The sequence below is a fragment of the Mariniphaga anaerophila genome (assembly GCF_900129025.1).
GTDB classification, from domain to species: domain Bacteria; phylum Bacteroidota; class Bacteroidia; order Bacteroidales; family Prolixibacteraceae; genus Mariniphaga; species Mariniphaga anaerophila.
Genome location: NZ_FQUM01000003.1, coordinates 206650 through 225896, shown reverse-complemented (window position 1 = coordinate 225896; position 19247 = coordinate 206650). Strand labels below are relative to the sequence as shown.

The window sequence follows — 19247 nt, the reverse complement described above, 5'->3', positions numbered from 1 at the left end:
TGGTTTTTCCAAAAAAGTACTTTGTGCTTAAAAAAATCATCGTGCAATGAGTAATTTTCCTGATTTTGAAGTAATCAATCCATCTGAGTTCTGGGCAGTTACCCGGTACATATAAATTCCGTTTCGCAACCCGATTTTTGCTTCGGTTAAATCCCACCTTATCGGATTGCTGGTTGTTCCGTTGGAGCCGACCTGCGTGGCGAGGTAATCGATGTGGCTGCCATTCAGATCGAAAACTTCAAAAATGATATCGAAAGTGGCGTCGGCCTGGTTGTGCTCAAACGAAATGTAAGTGTGGTCAGCAACCGGGTTCGGAAAGTTTTTAACCTGCGAGATGGTGAAGTCGCCGGTAACTTCAAACTCAATTTCCGCTTCTGTTGAGTTGTTCGCCACATCCCAGGCTTTCAGGGTCAGGGTGTGTTTTCCAACGGAAAGGTTTTTTAATGTGTAATTGATTGTGCCACTTTTGAAGTCTCCGCTGTTCGACTTGTAAAAACTGTTGAGTACAATTGCGTTAGAGTGGTCATTGTCTATAACTGCGGTTATGTCGTGCCCTATTCCTGCCCCGGCAGTATTAATGCCGTTTTCGTCAGAGAGGAAAGCCAGCAGGGTAGGGTTCTTGCTCACTTTTTGTCCGGAGGTAAATTCAGGCGAGTCCAGGTAAAGCTCAATCTGAGGCCCCTGGTTGTCGGTTATTTGAGAACCGGAACCTCCAATTACGAAGTTTTGAAACGCTCCCTGTGCGTCTGTGTCCTCACTTTGCGCGTAATAAACAATTTTGCCTGCTCCCAAACTGTACGAAATATCTTTCGGAATTAGAAAGCTGAACGAGAATTCGCCGTTTTTTACTTCGGCCAGCCCTTTGTAAATTACGTTTTCCTGAACTTTAAAACTCATTGGTGTTTCTCCCGCATTCCCTCGCGTTTTCATAACCATTTCTTTGTCGAATACCGTTGGAATAATGGTTCCTGAAAAATTACTGAGCTTGTTTCCGTCTGCATCGCCTACATATCCGGTAATAGTGACCTGCTGCAACGCGCCGATTGTATCAGGAGAGAGTGCGGCATCGTGCCCGTTAATTGTACTCGTATAAACCCGGTGTCGGGGGTATGACAATTTTAGCGCAGGGTCGGTTAAAAGACTAAAATTCCTTTTGTTGATTGTATTTACTGTATTGATTTTGGCCAGTCGCATAACGTCTCCCATTCGGTAGTGGTTGCCGGCTTCATTCTTTTTGAAAACGAAATTATAGAAACTCTCGCTTAGCAAGAAGTTGGAATATGCATACACTACGCGCGTGGTTGAAAATAGCCCGACTCCTCCGCCATTGGCATTAAAAAGCACGTATTCACCTGCCGATGTTTCGTCGGCGTCAAACCTGCTGAACTCGCAGGTGGCAGTTACAAATATCAGCAGATTATTGGCATTAGACCAGGAATTAATGTGGCTTATATCCAGAACTTTCTCGTTGGAAAGGAATCGTTCGTTGGCATGCCCCACGTAATTTAAAATAAGCGCGCCTTCTTTAACCCGCTGATTAATGGCTTCGGTTACTTCAGGATAACTTTCGCCGCCCGGCCCGGTAATTTGCTGGTAAGCATCAAAATAAATTTTATCGGTAATAAATTCGCTGTGGTTTTTATTTATAATGGCGGCCAGTTTTTCCGAATCTGTCATGTGCAGGTTCCCGTCTTCGTCGTCGGCAATAAAACTTACGACGTTGCGCCAGTCGCCAAATGCACTTTCGCTGTGGTAATCTTTTACCTTTTTTACTGCAAGTTGAGCCTGAGAAGAAGTTGATGCGGGAATTCGTCCAATTCCCAAATCGATGGCTCCGCTGTAAACACTTTCCCCGGCATCGAGCATTACAAAATAGTCGTCGGTTACAAAAGACGAAACAGGGTTGAGCGAACCATCCGACTGGAAAGTGGGGATGAATGCCTGGCTTTCTTCTTTTATCCCTTTGTTGTCGTAGCTTCCGTCGCCAAAAAGCAGAACATATTTTAGCCCGTTGTTTCGGTCGTAAAACATTTTTATGAAATTTCGTATGCCGGTTGCATCTTTGTTTCCGGAGCTGAACTCGTTGTATATTTTATCAGATGCAACTACTTCTACCTGCATTCCATCATGGCTTCGGTGAAAATCGGCCAGTTCATTGGTCTGGCTTAAAAAAGCAGGGTGTGCAATAATCAGGTATTCAGGAGTGCTTAATCCGTGAAGGTTTTGGTTGCTCACCTCACCTGCAAATTCCGGCTCCGGGAAATTTCCGTTCGGACTAAATGCTGCAAACTCCCGCAATTGCGAAACCTGCCGTTTGCCGGTTGCACTGGAGCCGCTTGTCTGTATCTGAATTTCCTGCACATTTAAAACATCTGTTACATCCCAAACTTTTAAATCAGCCGAGCTGCCTTCAATGGAGAACTCAAGTACATTGTCTTGCGTTGCAGATTTTTTATCGCGAAAAAACAATACGTTGTTGCCTGCCTTGAGTTTACGGCGGTAGTTTATCTCAATGAAATCGAGCCAGGCTTCGGAGCTTGTGCCACTGGCAAAATACTTTGCCGTAAAACTGACATTTCCTGGTGGGGCAGGTATGGTAAAACGCTCGGTTCGCTCTGATGCAAAAAGTGACGTGTTACTGTTTGTGTTAACACTTGAAAAACTGAGTTTGCCAAGGCTGCTCTGGTTGGCCAAAACCGGCATTTCGGAACCCGAAGAGGATCTGGCAGCCGCTTTTATTCTCATCTGAAGTTCCGATGACGCATCAATATCAGTGAGGTCAAAATTGAAACTCTTATTTGTGCCATTTATAAACCTCTCGGAAAACCACTGCTTCCCTGAGGATATTAAATTGAACTGCTCTTTTTTGTAATATGAATGTTCGTCGAAATAGGAGATACTGCGGGTGGCGGGCTGGCTTGTTGCCGGCAACTGTTGAATGGTTTTATTCTGGCCTTTGTCTTCATTTAAAAAGAAATACCCTTTAGTTGAGTAGGGATTTATCCGGTGCTCCAGAAAGTCGCCCGATGTAGTAGTTTTCAATTCTGTTGTCCCGGGGGCGTAAAAGAAAAGGCAGTCGGTGCCATTGTTTTTTCCGTGCCAAATTGCAATTTGAGGTAAATCGTCGTATTTTATTGTTCCGGGTTCTTCGGAAAGAAGCATCCCTCCCGCTCCGTACACTTTCACTTGCGCCGGATTTGTAAAACCGTATTCTGTTAATTTTGAGTATGGAATTTTGTAGATTCCTTTTTCTGAGGTGGCAATTTTTACCCATTTTCCATCTTTTAAAACCGATTCTGTCTTCCAGTTGAAAGCTGAAATTGTGGCTGATTTTTTGATCCCCTGTGGGCTCTGTTTTAACGTGAACTGTTTCAGCAGTAATATTTTCTCTCCATCGCGGATGATTGCCGGAATTTGGATTTCAATTTTATTGATATTTCCCGATTTTAGTTTGGTCTTTTTTATTTCCAGTTTCTCAGGTATTTCAGAAAACTGCTCATCCAACCGGTGAACCGTAACTTCTTCAAATTTGGGGTTTTCAATAACAAACTGAAAATCCTGATTCGGATTATCAATAGGTATGAACTTAAAAAACAGCGGAACCTGAGCTCCCGGATATTCATATCCGGCTTTTGTAAAAGTCAGTCCAAGTTTGTTTTCCGGCTGGCTGGAAATCTGCCAGTTAATTGTAATTATTTCCCTTCTGGTGTCGGCTGGGGCGAACCCGGTTAATAAAATCAGCAACAGGATGATATATTTATTCATTACCACTCAACAAATTAATAACATAAAAACGCCTGTTGAAAATAATTATTGCAGGCGCAACCATTTACAATAAAACAATTATTTTTGTCAAACAACAGACAAATATAACCACAAGGTTTATAAAACGTGAAAAATAATAAGATAGCAAAGCAATAAGAATTCAACAAATCAGTTATATTTGTGACAATCGGAAAAAAATGAAAAACACTAAGTTGATGAAGCTAAGGACATTATTGTTACTGTTTTTAGCCGCGTTTGTTTCAGGATGCGGACTTTTTGGCGGTGGCGGGAGAGGAGAATCTTCCCGCACAACTGGTTGGGAATATAATGCTGAAGAAACAGGGAATATTCCTTATGTTTCTGGGTATGAACAGGAACCCGGTCCGGGACTGGTTTTTATTCAGGGCGGTACCTTTACAATGGGCCGTGTTGAAGAGGACGTAATGTACCGTTGGGACAATCATCCCCGCCGAGTTACCGTGGCTTCTTTTTATATGGATGAAACAGAAGTTTCAAACCAGGACTATCGCGAATACGTTCACTGGTTAAACCGGGTTTACCCTGGAGACAGGCAGAAGATTAACTCTGCACTTCCTGATACTACGCTGTGGAGAAGTGAACTTGCATATAACGAACCCTATGTAACTAATTATTTCAGGCACCCGGCTTATACCGATTATCCGGTTGTTGGAGTTACCTGGGAACAAGCCAATGCTTATTGCGAATGGCGTACCGACAGGGTGAATGAACAAATTTTGGTTTCAAGAGGCGTTCTTCAACATGATAATGCACAGAACGGCGAGAATGTTTTTACAACAAATACATACCTGACAGGTTTATACGATGGCACTGCCGGAGAGAAACCGCAGGAGAATCCTGACGGAACTACTCGCCGGGTAAAATGGGAAGACGGTTTAATGCTGCCCACATACAGGTTGCCCACCGAAGCAGAATGGGAATATGCGGCATACGGACTCATTGGAAATACCGATGGCGAACTTCTGACGGACAGAAAAATGTATCCCTGGAACGGTGCTTATTTGCGGGAAGATTCCAGAAAAGAAAAAGGCAGATTGAAAGCCAACTTCGTGAGAGGACGTGGTGACATGATGGGGATGGCCGGAGCATTGAATGATAATGCTGATATTTCGGCACCTGTTTTTTCATACGACCCTAACGATTACGGGCTTTACTGTATGTCAGGGAATGTTAATGAATGGGTGGCTGACGTTTATCGTCCGCTTTCGTTTGTTGATGTGGAAGAATTTCAGCCTTTCAGAGGAAACGTAGTGACAGAGTATCGTCGTGGCGCTGATGGTGGATTTGTTCGCGACCAATATGGCCGACTGGTGCAAGATACCATTGCCGATTACAGAAATTTTCGCGACGGTAATGCTAATTCGCAAATGGTAGAAAGCGGAAACTGGAATTCGGAAGAAGGAAGAACTACTAAAGATATGTACATTCAGTATGACGGCACCGGAAACTTTTCTTCATTAATTAGTGACGAAGTAAGGGTTTATAAAGGTGGCTCATGGAAAGACCGTCCCTATTGGCTTGTTCCCGGAACAAGAAGATATCTGGAACAAGCCAAAGCTCAGGATGATTTGGGCTTCCGTTGTGCAATGACACGCGTTGGAAGTCCACAGGGATTTTAAAAAGAAATGAATTTTATACTGAACCTCATTTGTTTTCGGCAGATGAGGTTTTTTATTTACGATAATGACTATAGAAGAGATTTATAAGATTTACCTCACACATCCCATGGTAATAACCGACAGCAGAAAAATTGAACTGGGATGTTTGTTTTTTGCGCTGAAAGGAGAGAAATTCAACGGGAATAAATTTGCAGCAAATGCCATTCAAAAAGGAGCTGCGTTTGCTGTAATTGATGAGGAAGAATATGAAATTCCGGGGAAAACAGTTTTGGTGAAAAATGTGCTTACGGCCTTACAGGATTTGGCACATTATCATAGAGAACAATTGGGAATTCCAATTATAGGAATAACCGGTTCCAACGGGAAAACAACAACAAAAGAACTTATTGCAGCGGTTCTAGAAAAGAAATACAATATAGTTTTTACGCAGGGAAATTTCAACAACCACATTGGTGTTCCGCTTACGCTACTTCAAATGAATAGCGACACCGAGATTGGTGTGGTGGAAATGGGGGCCAATCATCCTTACGAAATAGGGGAGCTTTGCTCCATCGCAGATCCTGATTATGGAATTATTACAAATATCGGCCGCGCCCACCTCGAAGGGTTCGGGTCTTTTGAAACCATTAAAGAGACGAAAGCCGAGTTATACAAGCATGTGTGTGGAAAAAAAGGTGTTGTTTTCTATAACAGGGACAATTCGGTTTTGGAAGAACTGATAAATGGATATTCAAATAAAATAAGCTATGGTGAAACAAACGCCGATTTTGTGGGGGAACCTGTTTTTTCTCCGCCGTATATTCACGCCAAAGTGAATTTTCCGAAAGGCGTTTTGTATCTGAATACCCGGCTAACCGGCCGGTATAATTTCGAAAACATACTGGCAGCAGCCTGCATCGGGAATTATTTTAAAGTAGATCCGTTGGAAATACAGGAGGCAGTTGGTAATTACAGACCTCAGAACAACCGTTCGCAGTTAGTTGAGAAGAATGGGCTGAAAATAATTATGGACGCCTACAATGCCAATCCCACAAGCATGCAGGCATCCATCGATAGCTTTGTTTCTATGTTCGCACCGCCCCGTGTGCTTATTTTGGGAGATATGCTGGAATTAGGCGAAAAGTCGCCCGAAGAGCACTTGCAAATATTGGAGCAAACAAAAAAACACCCCTTTGAAGCGGTGTTTCTTGTGGGACCACTATTCAATAAAGCAGCCCAAAATTATTCGTATTTAACCTTTCCTGATTCCGGTGAACTTTGCCGGTATTTAATTCAGAATCCCATAAAAGCAGGAGCGGTTTTGGTAAAAGGCTCCCGGGGGATTCAGCTAGAAAAAGTGCTCGAAGCAGTTTAATTTTCCTGCGGTTTTTCAACCTTTAATACATCGGAAATGGCCTGCTCAAAAGTTGCTTTCGGTAGCGCTCCCATTGCCATTTGTGGCTGGCCGTCAACCGGAACAAACAGTAACGAAGGAATGCTCTGGATTCCGAACATACCTGCCAGTTCCTGTTCCTGCTCGGTGTTGACTTTGTAAATTACGAGCTTGTCACCGTATTCTTTCTGCAACTCTTCCAAAACAGGAGCAACCATTTTACACGGGCCACACCAGTCGGCGTAAAAATCTATCATACATGGAACTGAACCTTCAAATTTCCAATCTTTATTCGCTTCAAAGTTGAATACTTTTTCTTTAAATGTCTCTTTTGTCAAATGTTCTAACATATTCGTGAAATTAAAAATTTACATATCTAAATTTGTCGATATCTATTTGCAAAGATAATACCATTTTACCTGAATGAAAAAATAGAACTGGTTTTAGCTCAATTATTGTAATTTTGTCACAATTTTTTTCTGCACTGTCAGAAAAACGTTAATTAAAATCCTTTTTTGTCAGAAGATGGAATATAAACTGGAAAGCAAAATATTTGAAATTATTTCACGGGCTGCAGATAAAAAGAATCAGGATGCCTATGTGATAGGTGGTTACGTACGTGATCTGATTCTGAAACGACCGTCGAAAGATATTGACGTGGTTACACTGGGGAGTGGAATTGCTCTGGCCGAGAGTGTTGCCCGGGAATTGAAACCCAGTCCGAGGGTTAATGTCTTTAAGAATTTTGGTACAGCCCAATTAAAATACCGCAACTTTGAAGTGGAGTTTGTTGGCGCACGAAAGGAGTCGTACCGGAGTGATTCTCGGAAACCAATTGTAGAGAACGGGACACTTGAAGATGATCAGGATCGTCGCGATTTTACAATAAATGCGCTGGCTCTGGGGCTCAATAGTTACAATTACGGGCAGTTGCTCGATCCTTTCAACGGGTTGAAAGATTTAGAAGACAAAATTATCCGGACGCCTCTCGACCCTTCCATAACATTTTCAGATGACCCGTTGAGAATGATGCGCGCCATCCGTTTTTCCACCCAGCTTGGTTTCGAAATAGAACCAAAAACCTTGCAGGCTATCGCGGCAAACAGGGACAGGATTAACATTGTTTCGGCTGAACGCATCTCGGATGAACTGAATAAAATTATGGCAGCAGACAAACCGTCAGTCGGTTTTAAACTGTTGGAAGAAACCGGGATTCTGGATATTATTTTTCCGGAATTGAAGAAACTGAAAGGTGTCGAGGTCGTAAAAGGCATTGGTCATAAAGATAACTTTTACCATACTTTAACAGTGCTCGATCGCATTGTTCCGCATACCGATGACCTTTGGCTGCGGTGGTCGGCATTGTTGCACGACATTGCCAAACCAGCCACCAAAAAGTTTATTGAAGGACAGGGTTGGACTTTCCATGCACATAACTTTGTGGGTGTGAAAATGATTCCTAAGATTTTTCGCAGGATGAAACTTCCATTGAACGAGAAAATGAAATATGTTCAGAAAATGGTAATGCTGCACATGCGGCCAATAGTTCTTTCTGAGGATGAAGTTACAGATTCGGCAGTTCGTCGTTTGTTGTTTGAGGCGGGTGACGATATTGATGATTTGATGACACTGTGCGAGGCCGACATCACATCCAAGAATTCGGAGAAAGTGAAGCGATACATGAAAAATTTTCAGATTGTTCGGCGCAAACTAAAAGAAATAGAGGAAAAGGATGCTGTACGTAATTTCCAACCACCGATTTCGGGAGAGCTAATTATGGAAAAATTCGGACTTGCTCCGTGTCGCGAAGTTGGACAGATTAAGGATGCCATAAAAGAAGCGATTCTTGACGGCCTAATCAGAAACGACTATAACGAGGCGTTTGCTTTTATGCTGAAAACAGCAGAAGACTTAGGCCTTGACCCGGTTGATTAGTTCTCGGTTTGCAGTTTTACCAGAACTGGCAAATGGTCGCTGAATCCTCCATTGTATCTGAATCCGTTGTATGTTCTGGTTGGTTTTTGTCCGCCATATCTTTCATCATTTTCCAGCAAAAAAGGAAGTCTGATAATTTCTGCCCAGTCTGCTTTTGTGGATAATCCGTTTTCCGAATGCAGCAGACTTCCGGAAACAATTACCTGATCGAAGACTGACCATTGCGACTGGTATTTGATCGTTCCCGGTTCTTTGTTTACCCAAGAGGACGATAAATTGTACAGGCTGTTTTTGTTGATCTGCTGGTTTTCGCCGGAAGTCGCTAGTGCTTCTAAATAGTCTTTCACGCTTTCATCTGTAGGTTGATCGTTGAAATCGCCAACGATTATAATTTTCGGATTGTGGTATTTTTTCTGTAGCGCTGTTACTTCGTTTCGAAGCGTTTGCGCAGCAAGGTTTCGTTTGGGCTGGCTTTCCATTATGCCAGAGTACCTCGAAGGCCAGTGGTTGGCAAAAAGATGTAAAGTGTCGGTGTTTCTAACAATTCCAGATACGTAAAGAATTTCCCGGGAATCCAATACTGAGTCTTCTGACAACCGGATTGGCGTGTATTTGTATTCCAGCGGGTAAAATTCATTTTCGTTGTAAATTAAAGCCACATCGATACCTCTCTGGTCGGGAGAGTCTTTGTGAATAATTTTGTAGGGAAATGACTGCAGTGGGGTTTCTGTGAGCAGTTGGTTCAATACGTATCGGTTTTCAATTTCGCAAAGGGCAACTAAAGCAGGAGGTGTCCATCCGTTAGAATTTAGAATAACTTTCGAAATGTTTGTGATTTTTTGCCTGAAACGTTTGTGAGTCCAGTGCCTGTCTCCTGCCGGGGTAAATTCCTCGTCGTTGCTCGCCGGAGCATCATCTACGTCGAAAAGATTTTCAACATTATAAGAGAGAATGGAATATTCCTGAGAAAAAGATTGAATAGAGAAAGAAAGAATAACACAAATGATTATGCTAATTTTCATCCTTTTTTTCTATTCGCTCATAAGCTCCCAGATCAGGACCATCGTCAGATAAACGGTCTTTGTTCATTATGTCCATGGGGAAAAATTTCGCAAAATCGGGATTCCCAATGTCTTTTGCAGCCGAAAGTGTATCAAGGGCGTAGTTGTAATCGTCGTACGGATCCATAAACAACGGATTATATTCTTCGCCTTTCCATACATTTTTGTAATGGTCTTTGTTGTTTACCTTGAACGTGTCGGGCACCTGAATAATGCAATGGTCAAAGAAATAGTTGAAGGCTTTTTCTTCGTTTTTTCCCAATTCAATTTCCATGGGGTTGTTCCCGTAAACAATACTGTTTCCGAAGAATGCCTTTTCCAGGTCGCCTGTATATGTGACGTCAGAGCCGTCAGCAGCCTTAAGAATAAGTGCGTTTGAAATCACCAGGGACGCAGTTTTGCGTGCTCTTGAAGAATATCCTCCCCAATAATTGGCAATGGTTGTATGGTAAAACTCGTATTCTCCGCCAACCAGCAGGGCTGTAGCGTAAAACCCGCAGTTTGCAATTACATTATTGTATCCAGATATTTTCGATTTTATGGCAAACAGACCCGCATAAGCCATGTTTTCAATCTTGGAATTCGAGAGTTCGAGAGAAGCATGTCCTTCATCTTCTATGGTACCCACCTGGAGGCCAATATTGGCATTTTTTATATTGGCGAAATTCATAACATTGTTTTTGCTGCCTGAAAACAGAATTATTCCGTTCCACTGATCCGGAATATTTTTATACGTGTCTTCAAGCCTGTCTGCGGTAAAGAGAATCTGGTTCTGAAAATTTCCATTAGCAATAAGTGTCCCTCTGACGTACAACCCGGCATCTTTATGAAAATAAATTCTTGTTCCCGGCTCAATGGTCAGTGTTGACGTGCTGTCAACATAAGCATAATCGTAAATCAGATAAGGCTTTTCTGCCGTCCAGGTAGTTGTTTTTATGGTCTCGCTTTTTATGAGCTTAAAATCCTGCCCGTAGGCAATCAGCTTAATGTTTTGGTGATTTGAATTCGTGGTAAATTCGATGGAATCTTGCACAACCATCGGCAAGTTCTGGCCGTTGGGATCGATGGTTACTTCCACAAAAATGAAAATGCTGTCACGAGCCGGGACTTCTACTTCATAAACTTCGTTGGCAGATGTTCCGTTTACATTCAGTCTGAAATTGGAGAAATCTCCTCCTGCAACCCGAATGCGGGAAATCAGTACATTTTCATCGTAAGGATTGTATATTTTCAGATGTTGTGTTGTAGAACCGATAGTAGTGAAGATGGTGTCGAACATCACCGTGTCGATTGAAAACTGCAATTGGGCATCGGGAGAATTCAAATATCCTTCATCTTCGCATGAAAAAAGCGAAATAACCACCAGGGCCACAAGTGATATTTGAAGCAGATATTTAACCAATTTCCCGAATTTATAATGCTACAACGGCTTTTCTTAATTCTTATTTTGCAAAGATAATAAATCAATTCACAAAAATTAACATTTATTTACAACTATTCATCTTTTACAACATCTTTTTTTGAAATGGCCAACAGCCCTGCAAATGTTAAAAAGCCGTTCAGAATTAGAAGCTCAAATCCGAATTTATATCCGTTAAAAAGCACTTCGGAATATGCTGAGATAAAATAACACAGAACCGGTGAAATTATGGCAATAGCCGGAACCCATTTATCTTTGATGCTCCGTTTGGTGTACATACCAAATACGAACAGTCCGAGGATTGGCCCGTAGGTGTACCCGGCAACTTTAAACACCGCAACCACAACACTTTCGTTGCTGATTGCACGGAATATGAGAATTACGACTGCAAGTAGCACTGAGAACAAAATGTGAACTCGTTTTTTTATGCGTTTACGTTGTTCTTCCTCGTAATTGCCAATTTTTAAAAAATCTACGCTAAACGAAGTAGTAAGCGCTGTAAGTGCAGAGTCGGCGCTGGAGTAGGCAGCCGCAGTTATTCCCATCAGAAATGCGATTCCAACCGTCAAATTCAGGTGGTTCAATGCAATTAGCGGGTACAAATCATCAGTATTTTTGGGAATCTGAATGCCCGTTTCCGCTGCAAATATATAGAGTAAAGTGCCCAGGCACAGGAAGAGAACAACTGCCACGAGAAAAGAGAGGCTGAAAACAATCATGTTTTTTTGAGCCTCTTTTTTGTTTTTGCAGGTCAGGTTTTTTTGCATCATATCCTGATCCATTCCAACCATAACAATTGTTATGAACATCCCCGCAAAAAACTGCTTGAAAAAGTTGTTGCCTGATTTCCAGTCCCAGAAGAAAACTTGGGACGAAGGCTCAGTAGAAATTCGCTCAACGAGCGTGTTAAAATCAAAGTTGAGCGTACGGCTGATTGAAATAATGGTAAAAATGACGGCACTGACCAGAAACAGGGTTTGCAAGGCGTCTGTCCAGACAATGGTTTTAATCCCTCCTTTAAATGTGTATACCCAGATTAGCGCAATTGTAACAATTACCGTAATTGAAAAGGGAATGTCGAACGCATCGAAAAATGCCAGTTGTAAAACGGTTGCTACCAGATACAGACGAAAAGCAGCTCCAATCAGTTTTGAAATGAGGAAAAAGAATGAGCCGGTTTTGTAGGATGAACTTCCAAAGCGTTGATCGAGAAAGGAGTAGATGGAAACCAGGTTTAGCCGGTAGTAAAGCGGCAGCAGAATTCCGGCAACCAGCCAGTACCCGACTAAATTGCCAAAAACAAATTGCAAATAGGAAAAGGCGGAGTTGCCAACTTCTCCCGGCACAGAAATAAAAGTTACGCCGGAAAGCGTTGCACCAACCATCCCGAAGGCAACCAGGTACCAGGGCGATTTGCGGTTTGCTGTAAAAAACGACTGTGTGTCGGCATTACGCGATGTAAACCATGAGATTCCAACCAAAACAAAGAAATAGCCCAGTACCAGGCCAAGTACCAAATACGGATTCATAACTATTCAAAATCGGGGTATAGCAGATAATTTTTTCTCATCTTTTTGTATTGCTCCAGTTCCGGCTGCCAGCTTTCTGTAATTTCAGCTTCGGAAAGCCCCTGCCTGATTTGCTGAATCAACGCGTCGGTTCCGGCAAGTTGGTTGAGCCACCGTTCGCTGGTGAGAAATTCTTTTTCGTTTTTATATTGATGGTAAAAATCGAGAAAGAATTTCAATGTAAATGGAGGAACATTCTGAAGATTTCGTAAATCAACACCATAGCATGTTTTGTCTTTGTTAAGCGGGTTTACAGCTGCGTTGGGAATGCTTCGGGGCGTAAAGCTGAAACTGCCGAGCTCCGGTTTTAATCCGCCCAAAACCTGAAAAGGGAAATCGGTTCCCCGTCCAACGCTTACACTGGTAGCTTCGAAAAAACAAAGGGAAGGGTAAAGGCGAACTGCCAAATCGTTGGGCAGGTTAGGAGAGGGCGGAACAGGTAGCGAATACGTCATGTTGTGCGAGTAGTTTGCAACGGGAATTACTTTCAGCTCGCAACTTTTTTCGGTTTTCAACCAATTTTCACCGTTTATCATTTGTGCCAGTTCTCCAACGGTGCATCCATGAACAAGGGCAATTGGGTGCATTCCAACGAAAGACTGAAATTTCGGGTTGAGAATGGGCCCGGCAACATAATCGCCGTTTGGGTTTGGCCGGTCAAACACCACCAGTGGCTTTTCGTTTTCGGCACAGGCTTCCATCACCAGATGCAACGTAGAAATGTAGGTATAGAAACGGCAGCCCACATCCTGAATGTCAAAAACAAGAATGTCCAAATCAGCTAAATGTTCAGGAAGCGGTTTCCGGTTTTTGCCATAAAGCGAAACAACCGGAATTCCGGTTTTGCTGTCAACTCCGTCTTCTATTTTTTCGCCTGCCGAAGCATCTCCCCGGAACCCGTGTTCTGGTGCAAATATTTTTACAACTTCAACTTTTTGCTGTTTTAAAAAATCGACAAGGTGCGTTTCTCCAACCCGCGAGGTATGGTTAACTACCAATCCTACTTTCTTCTGTTCCAGTATCGGAAGATACTTCTCAGGTTGTTCTGCGCCGGTTTTTAACGCTGAAGTTTGGGTTCCGATGCACGAAAAAGACAAAAGTATTATTCCCAGGGAGCCGATTAATTTTAGCATGGCTGTTGTCGTTTTACAATGTGTCTGCTAAAATACCATTTGTAACATCGAAAACCTAAAAATAATTACTGGTTTGTTTTCTTCTTTCTGTGGTTTTGGTAAGGCCTTCCTTTAGATTTTTGATTTCGGTTGAATTTTTTTCGTCCCTGCTTTTTACGCGGGTTTTCAACTTTCCACTCGGGACCTGTTCCAATTTCTTTCGGAACCGCCAGTTTGATGACATCCTGTTCGATAAGCTTTTCAATCTGGTGAAAACTGCCCATGTCGGTATCATTTACCAGTGTGAGTGCAACCCCGGTTGAGTCGGCGCGCGCAGTTCTGCCAACGCGGTGAACATAATCTTCCGCATCGTGAGGCACGTCGTAATTTATAACCAGATTGATCTCTTTAATATCGATTCCCCTGCTTAATACGTCGGTGGCAACAAGAATACGGGTTCGGCGCGACTTAAACCCCTGCAACACTTTTTCCCGTTCGGTTTGTTCCAAATCAGAAGATATTGGCTCAACCGACATGTTGTTTTTCTTTAACAGGCTGGCCAGCTCGTTCACTTTTCGTTTTGTTGAACAGAAAATTAGAATGCTGTTATAGTCGGGTTTGTCGGCAATCAAATGATTGATTAAAGTCGCTTTTTGGTTGTCGTAGCAAAGATAAACAGCCTGCAAAACACCTTCGGCCGGTTTTGACATGGAGATATTTATTTCTTCCGGATTTACCAATATCTCCGAAGCCAAAGTTCTGATTTTTGGAGCCATGGTTGCACTAAACATGAGCGTTTGCCTTTCTTTGGGCAAAAACGAAATAATTTTCATTATGTCTTCGTGAAAGCCAATGTCGAGCATCCTGTCTGCTTCGTCGAGAATAAGGTACTTTATCGTGTCAAATTTAACGTAGCCCAGGTTGAGGTGGGCAATAAGTTTACCGGGAGTAGCAATTACAATATCGGCGCCCTGAGTGAGTGCGGTTTTTTGTTGCCCCCAATCGTCGCCGTCGCTTCCTCCGTATATGGCGATGGAATGCACTCCCAGACCGTAAGCAATTCCCTGTACCTGCTGGTCAATTTGCATGGCCAGTTCTCGTGTGGGAACCAAAATAAGGGTGGTGGTTTCACCGGCCGGGTGGTCTAAAATTAAATCGAGTACCGGAATTACAAAAGCTGCCGTTTTACCGGTTCCGGTTTGGGCACAGGCAATTAAATCTTTCCCCGCAAGTATCTCAGGAATTGCCTGTTCCTGGATTGGAGTTGTGTCTTTGAACCCCATGTATGAAATGGCATCAAGTATTTCGTCGTGTACGCCTAATTCAGAAAATTTCATTTAAATAACTCATTTTATAATCCATAATTGTTTGGGGTAAGCATTTTGTTTTCGACTGCAAAGTAAACTAAAATAATTGATTTATCGGGCGTTAAAAGCTCACGAGAAGCTTTGATTAACAGCTTTTTTATATGTTGTATTTGTTTGAAAAAGCAGCCTTTCTGTAACTTAAACACTTTTGTGGTTTTACCCGCGTATTTTTTTGTAGGCTTCCCAGTCGAAAGATTTAATGAATTCTAGCCCTTTCCGGGCGCCCAGCAAAAAGAGTTCCTTTTTCTTTTCTTCGTCCATTTTAAAGTTAAGCCAGTTAAAAGCTTTATCTGCATCAATAAAGCAAATTAGTTTTTTGAAGTCGGGGTTTTGCAGCAAAAATTCGTTGTCTGAATCGTGCCGCATGGTGCTGATCATTGAATCGATAAAACCGCCCAGATCGTTTACGTCGGAATGCATGTCGCGGTAGGCACTTAGTTTTACTCCGAATGTTGGTTTTCTGGGAACTTGCCGGGTTTTGGAATGAAATACATTAATGGGGAAGTTGGAGATCATTCCACCGTCAACAAACTTAACTTTCTCCGGAATCGGCCCGGAATAGTTGGTCATTTGTACCCATTCTTCCGAAGCCGGGTTGCCTGCGTTTGGTACCTGGTCGATCTCAAACGGAACAAAAAAGATTGGAACTGACATGGAAGCCCGCACCATTTTGGCCGGTGAGATTTCCTCTGTTTTTTTGCCCCAATATAAATGTGCCATTTTGGGGAACAGTACTTTTGACTGCGTGGTAACATCGGCGGCAATTATATGCATCAACGCCATTTCGTCGCGGATTGGTTCTCCGGTAATCCGGTTTATCAAACCTTCGGGATAATATTTGCTGCTGCGTTTATCGAGTAATTCCCCGATATTGGAAACTTTGTGGGGCGATTCAATTAAAACGGTTTCAATCCATTTTTCAAATGCTTTCCCCGGATTCAGCCCGAGATTAATGAACAGGGCATTTTTGACTTTCCTGAAATTCCATAACAGTTTTCCCAGAACCTTTTTGAACGGAGTACCGTCAATCACTTTTTGGATGATTTTTTTCAACACTGGGTCTCCGTCAACAAACTCAAATAAATCCTGCTTGGCCAACACATCCAGCACTAAGTTGGATTTTGCTTTGTCAATGGAATCCATCCCTGCCAACACAAGCGTATTAATAGCGCCGGCTGAAGTTCCTGCCAGATGAAAAAAGCGGATTCCTGCAACTTCAAGTATGTAGGTGTACCCAACCAGGGCGATTCCTAAAACTCCACCGCCTTCCTGAACGAGGTCAACGTATTGGTGTCCTTCTTTGTCAATCACATCAGAATACACTTTTCTGTTCAGCTTTTCGGCTTCCTGCACCATTTGAACAAATTCCGGCTGACGGGTGAAATCTTCGTAGTTCATTTTATTCAAGTTTTGAGTGTTTAAATAACAAGATAAAAAGATACGAAAATCGTTTGAGAAATGATTTGAACGGATTATATTATTTCGAAATGTGCTACTCCATAACTATATGTGCAGGCGTACCGCAAATTTTGCAGGTTCCGGAAAACTCCATTTGTACGATTTTTGCTTCGTAACGGTTTCTTTCAATCAGAAGTGAATTGCATTTTGTGCAAAAAGTAGATGAGTGTTGTTTGTCGTTGACATTACCGAGATACACGAATTTTAAGTGGCTGTTGGCAATCTGAAAAAGTTGTTCGAGTTTTTCGGTTGGGGTGGGAGAAAGGTTGAGTTTGTATTTCGGAAAATATCTGGAAAGATGCAGTGGAACGTGCGGCCCCAGTTCATCGGAAATCCACCGTACCATTTTTTCGAACGTTGTTTCATCATCATTCAGCCCCGGAATAACAAGGTTTGTAATTTCAAGATGATTTCCGTTTTTCGCAATTGTCTTTAAACTTTCCAGCACCGAAGCAAGGTTCCCTTTTGTTTGTTGTTTGTAAAAACCGGTGTCGAATGCTTTTAAATCAATATTAAAGGCATCAATAAAAGGGAGGAGTTGTTTCAGCGGTTCCGGATTTGCATAGCCGTTTGACACAACAACATTTTTCAGTCCTGCGCTTTTTGCCTGCCTGGCAACGTCAAACATAAATTCGAAAAACGTAAAAGGTTCGTTGTAGGTGTACGCCACTCCGACATTGTTTTTTGCGTTTAGCGCCAGTGCAACAAGTTGTTCAGGTGTGGTTTTTCGAAACCCACCAAATTGTTTTGCAGAGCATTGCGAAATACTGTGGTTTTGGCAGAACGAGCAATGCAGGTTGCAGCCGACCTCTCCGATTGATAGTATATTTTTCCCGGGAAAGAAATGATAGAGCGGTTTTTTTTCTATTGGGTCGATTCCCGTTGCAGCTACCTGGTTGTAAACATGAGTAAACAAAGTGCCGCTGATGTTTTCCCGTACTTTGCAGACTCCGGTTTGTCCCGGATTAAGTTCACAAAGCCACGGACAAAGGAGGCATTTTATTGCACCCCCGTTTGTTTTCTGATAGAACCTGGCTTCCTGCATTTTGCTTTTTTTCAAAGTTACAAAATTCTGTGCAGCGACAGTTCTGTCCGGGGTTGAAGCGAGTACCCGCCGTTGTGCGGCGCCAATTATTTCCCCGAAGGTTGTAAAAAGAAAGCCACCTTCCCAAAAGAAAGATGGCTTTACTATATATTTCTATTCGCTTTAATTTTTTGTCGCGAAATTTCGCCTGAATGTTTTGATGGAATTAACTTCCGAAATCGTCATACATAACGTTTTCGTCGGGAACACCCAGATTGTACAACATTTTTTGAACGGCGCTAATCATCATCGGAGGACCGCAAAGGTAGTAGTCGATTTCTTCGGGTTCCTCGTGTTTGCTCAGGTAGTTGTCGTAAATTACCTGGTGGATAAACCCTGTTGGGCCAGTCCAGTTGTCGTCAGGATGAGGTTCTGAAAGCGCCAGGTGGAACTCGAAATTGTCAAATCTTTCTTCAATATCGCGGAACTGTTCGTAATAAAACACTTCTTTTTTAGAACGTGCTCCGTACCAGAAAGTTACTTTTTTCTTGGTTTCCTTAACCGTATGGAAAAGGTGGAAAAGATGCGACCGCATTGGCGCCATACCGGCTCCACCGCCAATAAACATCATTTCGTTATCGTTGTCTTTCAGGAAAAATTCTCCGTAAGGGCCCGAAATGGTTACTTTGTCACCCGGCTTGCGTGAGAAAACAAACGATGAACAAACCCCCGGATTTACTTTCTTGAATCCGTTACTTGCGCGATCCCATGGCGGGGTTGCAATACGGATGTTCAGCATAATAATATTTCCTTCGGCCGGGTGGTTGGCCATTGAATAAGCACGGAACGTTGGTTCCGGGTTTTTCATTTTCAGATCGAACATGCCGAATTTTTCCCATTCGTCGCGGAACCTTTCATCCACGTCCATATCTTTAAAATCCACGTCAATTTTAGGTACATCAATCTGAATGTATCCGCCTGATTTGAAATTGAGGTGTTCGCCTTCGGGCAGTTTTACAACAAATTCTTTGATGAATGTGGCTACGTTTCTGTTTGAAACTACTTCGCATTCCCATTTTTTTACCCCTAAAACTTCCTGAGGAATTTTGATTTTCAGGTCTTCTTTTACCTTAACCTGGCAAGCCAGACGCCAGTGGTCATTTTGTTCTTTTCTGGTAAAGAATCCTGTTTCGGTTGGGAGGATCGAACCTCCACCGTCATCAACCTGGCAGCGGCACATTCCGCATGTTCCACCACCACCGCATGCTGAGGGAAGCAGGATTTTGTTGTTGCCAAGGGTAGACAGGAGTGAGTTTCCCGGTTCGGCAACAATTTCTCTGTCGCCGTCGTTAATGTTGATTTTTATCTCTCCAGAAGGAGTCAGCTTTTTCTTAACAAAAAGCAGGATAGCAACCAGCAAAACAATAATTACTAAAAAAACTACCACACTGGCAAGTACAACAGTCGTTTGTGTTGAAAGCAAAAGCATTGAAAATGTATTTTTATT

13 protein-coding genes are annotated in these 19247 nt (G+C 42.6%); 3 read left to right on the top strand and 10 right to left on the bottom strand.

Going from position 1 to position 19247, the window contains the following annotated elements:
- Positions 1 to 36: 36 nt before the first annotated feature.
- On the bottom strand, positions 37 to 3765 hold the full coding sequence (gene porU, locus BUB08_RS07010) for a type IX secretion system sortase PorU (protein WP_073000231.1): 3729 nt from the start codon (positions 3763 to 3765) through the stop codon (positions 37 to 39).
- A 215-nt stretch (positions 3766 to 3980) separates the two neighbouring features.
- Between porU and BUB08_RS07005 the strand changes: the two genes are divergently transcribed.
- Positions 3981 to 5423 (top strand): SUMF1/EgtB/PvdO family nonheme iron enzyme, encoded by a 1443-nt coding sequence (locus BUB08_RS07005; protein ID WP_083570637.1) that lies wholly within the window; start codon positions 3981 to 3983, stop codon positions 5421 to 5423.
- Between the two features lie 64 nt (positions 5424 to 5487).
- A complete protein-coding gene (locus tag BUB08_RS07000) occupies positions 5488 to 6777 on the top strand; it encodes a UDP-N-acetylmuramoyl-tripeptide--D-alanyl-D-alanine ligase (protein WP_073000228.1) in 1290 nt (429 codons plus the stop codon).
- On the opposite strand, the gene trxA is transcribed toward BUB08_RS07000, so the two are convergent.
- Positions 6774 to 7145 (bottom strand): thioredoxin, encoded by a 372-nt coding sequence (trxA, locus tag BUB08_RS06995; RefSeq protein ID WP_073000226.1) that lies wholly within the window; start codon positions 7143 to 7145, stop codon positions 6774 to 6776. The two genes, BUB08_RS07000 and trxA, sit on opposite strands and share 4 nt — an antisense overlap.
- A gap of 175 nt (positions 7146 to 7320) precedes the next feature.
- On the opposite strand from trxA, the gene BUB08_RS06990 reads away from it, so the two are divergent.
- Positions 7321 to 8730: a CCA tRNA nucleotidyltransferase gene (locus BUB08_RS06990; protein ID WP_073000224.1), complete on the top strand. Its 1410-nt coding sequence runs from the start codon at positions 7321 to 7323 to the stop codon at positions 8728 to 8730.
- Here the strand turns inward: BUB08_RS06990 and BUB08_RS06985 are convergent.
- The 8 genes from BUB08_RS06985 to nqrF form a co-directional block, all read right to left on the bottom strand.
- Positions 8727 to 9752, bottom strand: coding sequence for an endonuclease/exonuclease/phosphatase family protein (locus BUB08_RS06985; RefSeq protein WP_073000222.1), 1026 nt, complete (start codon positions 9750 to 9752; stop codon positions 8727 to 8729). The genes BUB08_RS06990 and BUB08_RS06985 overlap by 4 nt on opposite strands.
- Positions 9742 to 11193 carry a hypothetical protein gene (locus BUB08_RS06980; protein WP_083570636.1) on the bottom strand — a complete coding sequence of 484 codons (1452 nt, stop codon included), beginning with the start codon at positions 11191 to 11193 and terminating at the stop codon, positions 9742 to 9744. Before BUB08_RS06980 ends, BUB08_RS06985 begins: the two co-directional genes overlap by 11 nt.
- A 92-nt stretch (positions 11194 to 11285) precedes the next feature.
- Positions 11286 to 12740 carry a sodium:solute symporter gene (locus BUB08_RS06975; protein ID WP_073000220.1) on the bottom strand — a complete coding sequence of 485 codons (1455 nt, stop codon included), beginning with the start codon at positions 12738 to 12740 and terminating at the stop codon, positions 11286 to 11288.
- A 2-nt stretch (positions 12741 to 12742) separates the two neighbouring features.
- The gene (locus tag BUB08_RS06970) at positions 12743 to 13912 is read right to left on the bottom strand and encodes an exo-beta-N-acetylmuramidase NamZ family protein (RefSeq protein WP_073000218.1); all 1170 of its coding nucleotides are present in this window, start codon (positions 13910 to 13912) and stop codon (positions 12743 to 12745) included.
- A 65-nt stretch (positions 13913 to 13977) separates the two neighbouring features.
- Positions 13978 to 15228, bottom strand: a complete 1251-nt coding sequence (locus tag BUB08_RS06965) for a DEAD/DEAH box helicase (RefSeq protein ID WP_073000216.1) — start codon at positions 15226 to 15228, stop codon at positions 13978 to 13980.
- A 186-nt stretch (positions 15229 to 15414) separates the two neighbouring features.
- Positions 15415 to 16656: a patatin-like phospholipase family protein gene (locus tag BUB08_RS06960; protein WP_073000215.1), complete on the bottom strand. Its 1242-nt coding sequence runs from the start codon at positions 16654 to 16656 to the stop codon at positions 15415 to 15417.
- Between the two features lie 94 nt (positions 16657 to 16750).
- The gene (amrS, locus tag BUB08_RS06955; RefSeq protein WP_073000842.1) at positions 16751 to 17761 is read right to left on the bottom strand and encodes an AmmeMemoRadiSam system radical SAM enzyme; all 1011 of its coding nucleotides are present in this window, start codon (positions 17759 to 17761) and stop codon (positions 16751 to 16753) included.
- A 205-nt stretch (positions 17762 to 17966) separates the two neighbouring features.
- Complete coding sequence (gene nqrF, locus BUB08_RS06950) at positions 17967 to 19229, bottom strand: NADH:ubiquinone reductase (Na(+)-transporting) subunit F (protein WP_073000213.1); 1263 nt, start codon at positions 19227 to 19229, stop codon at positions 17967 to 17969.
- Positions 19230 to 19247: the final 18 nt, after the last annotated feature.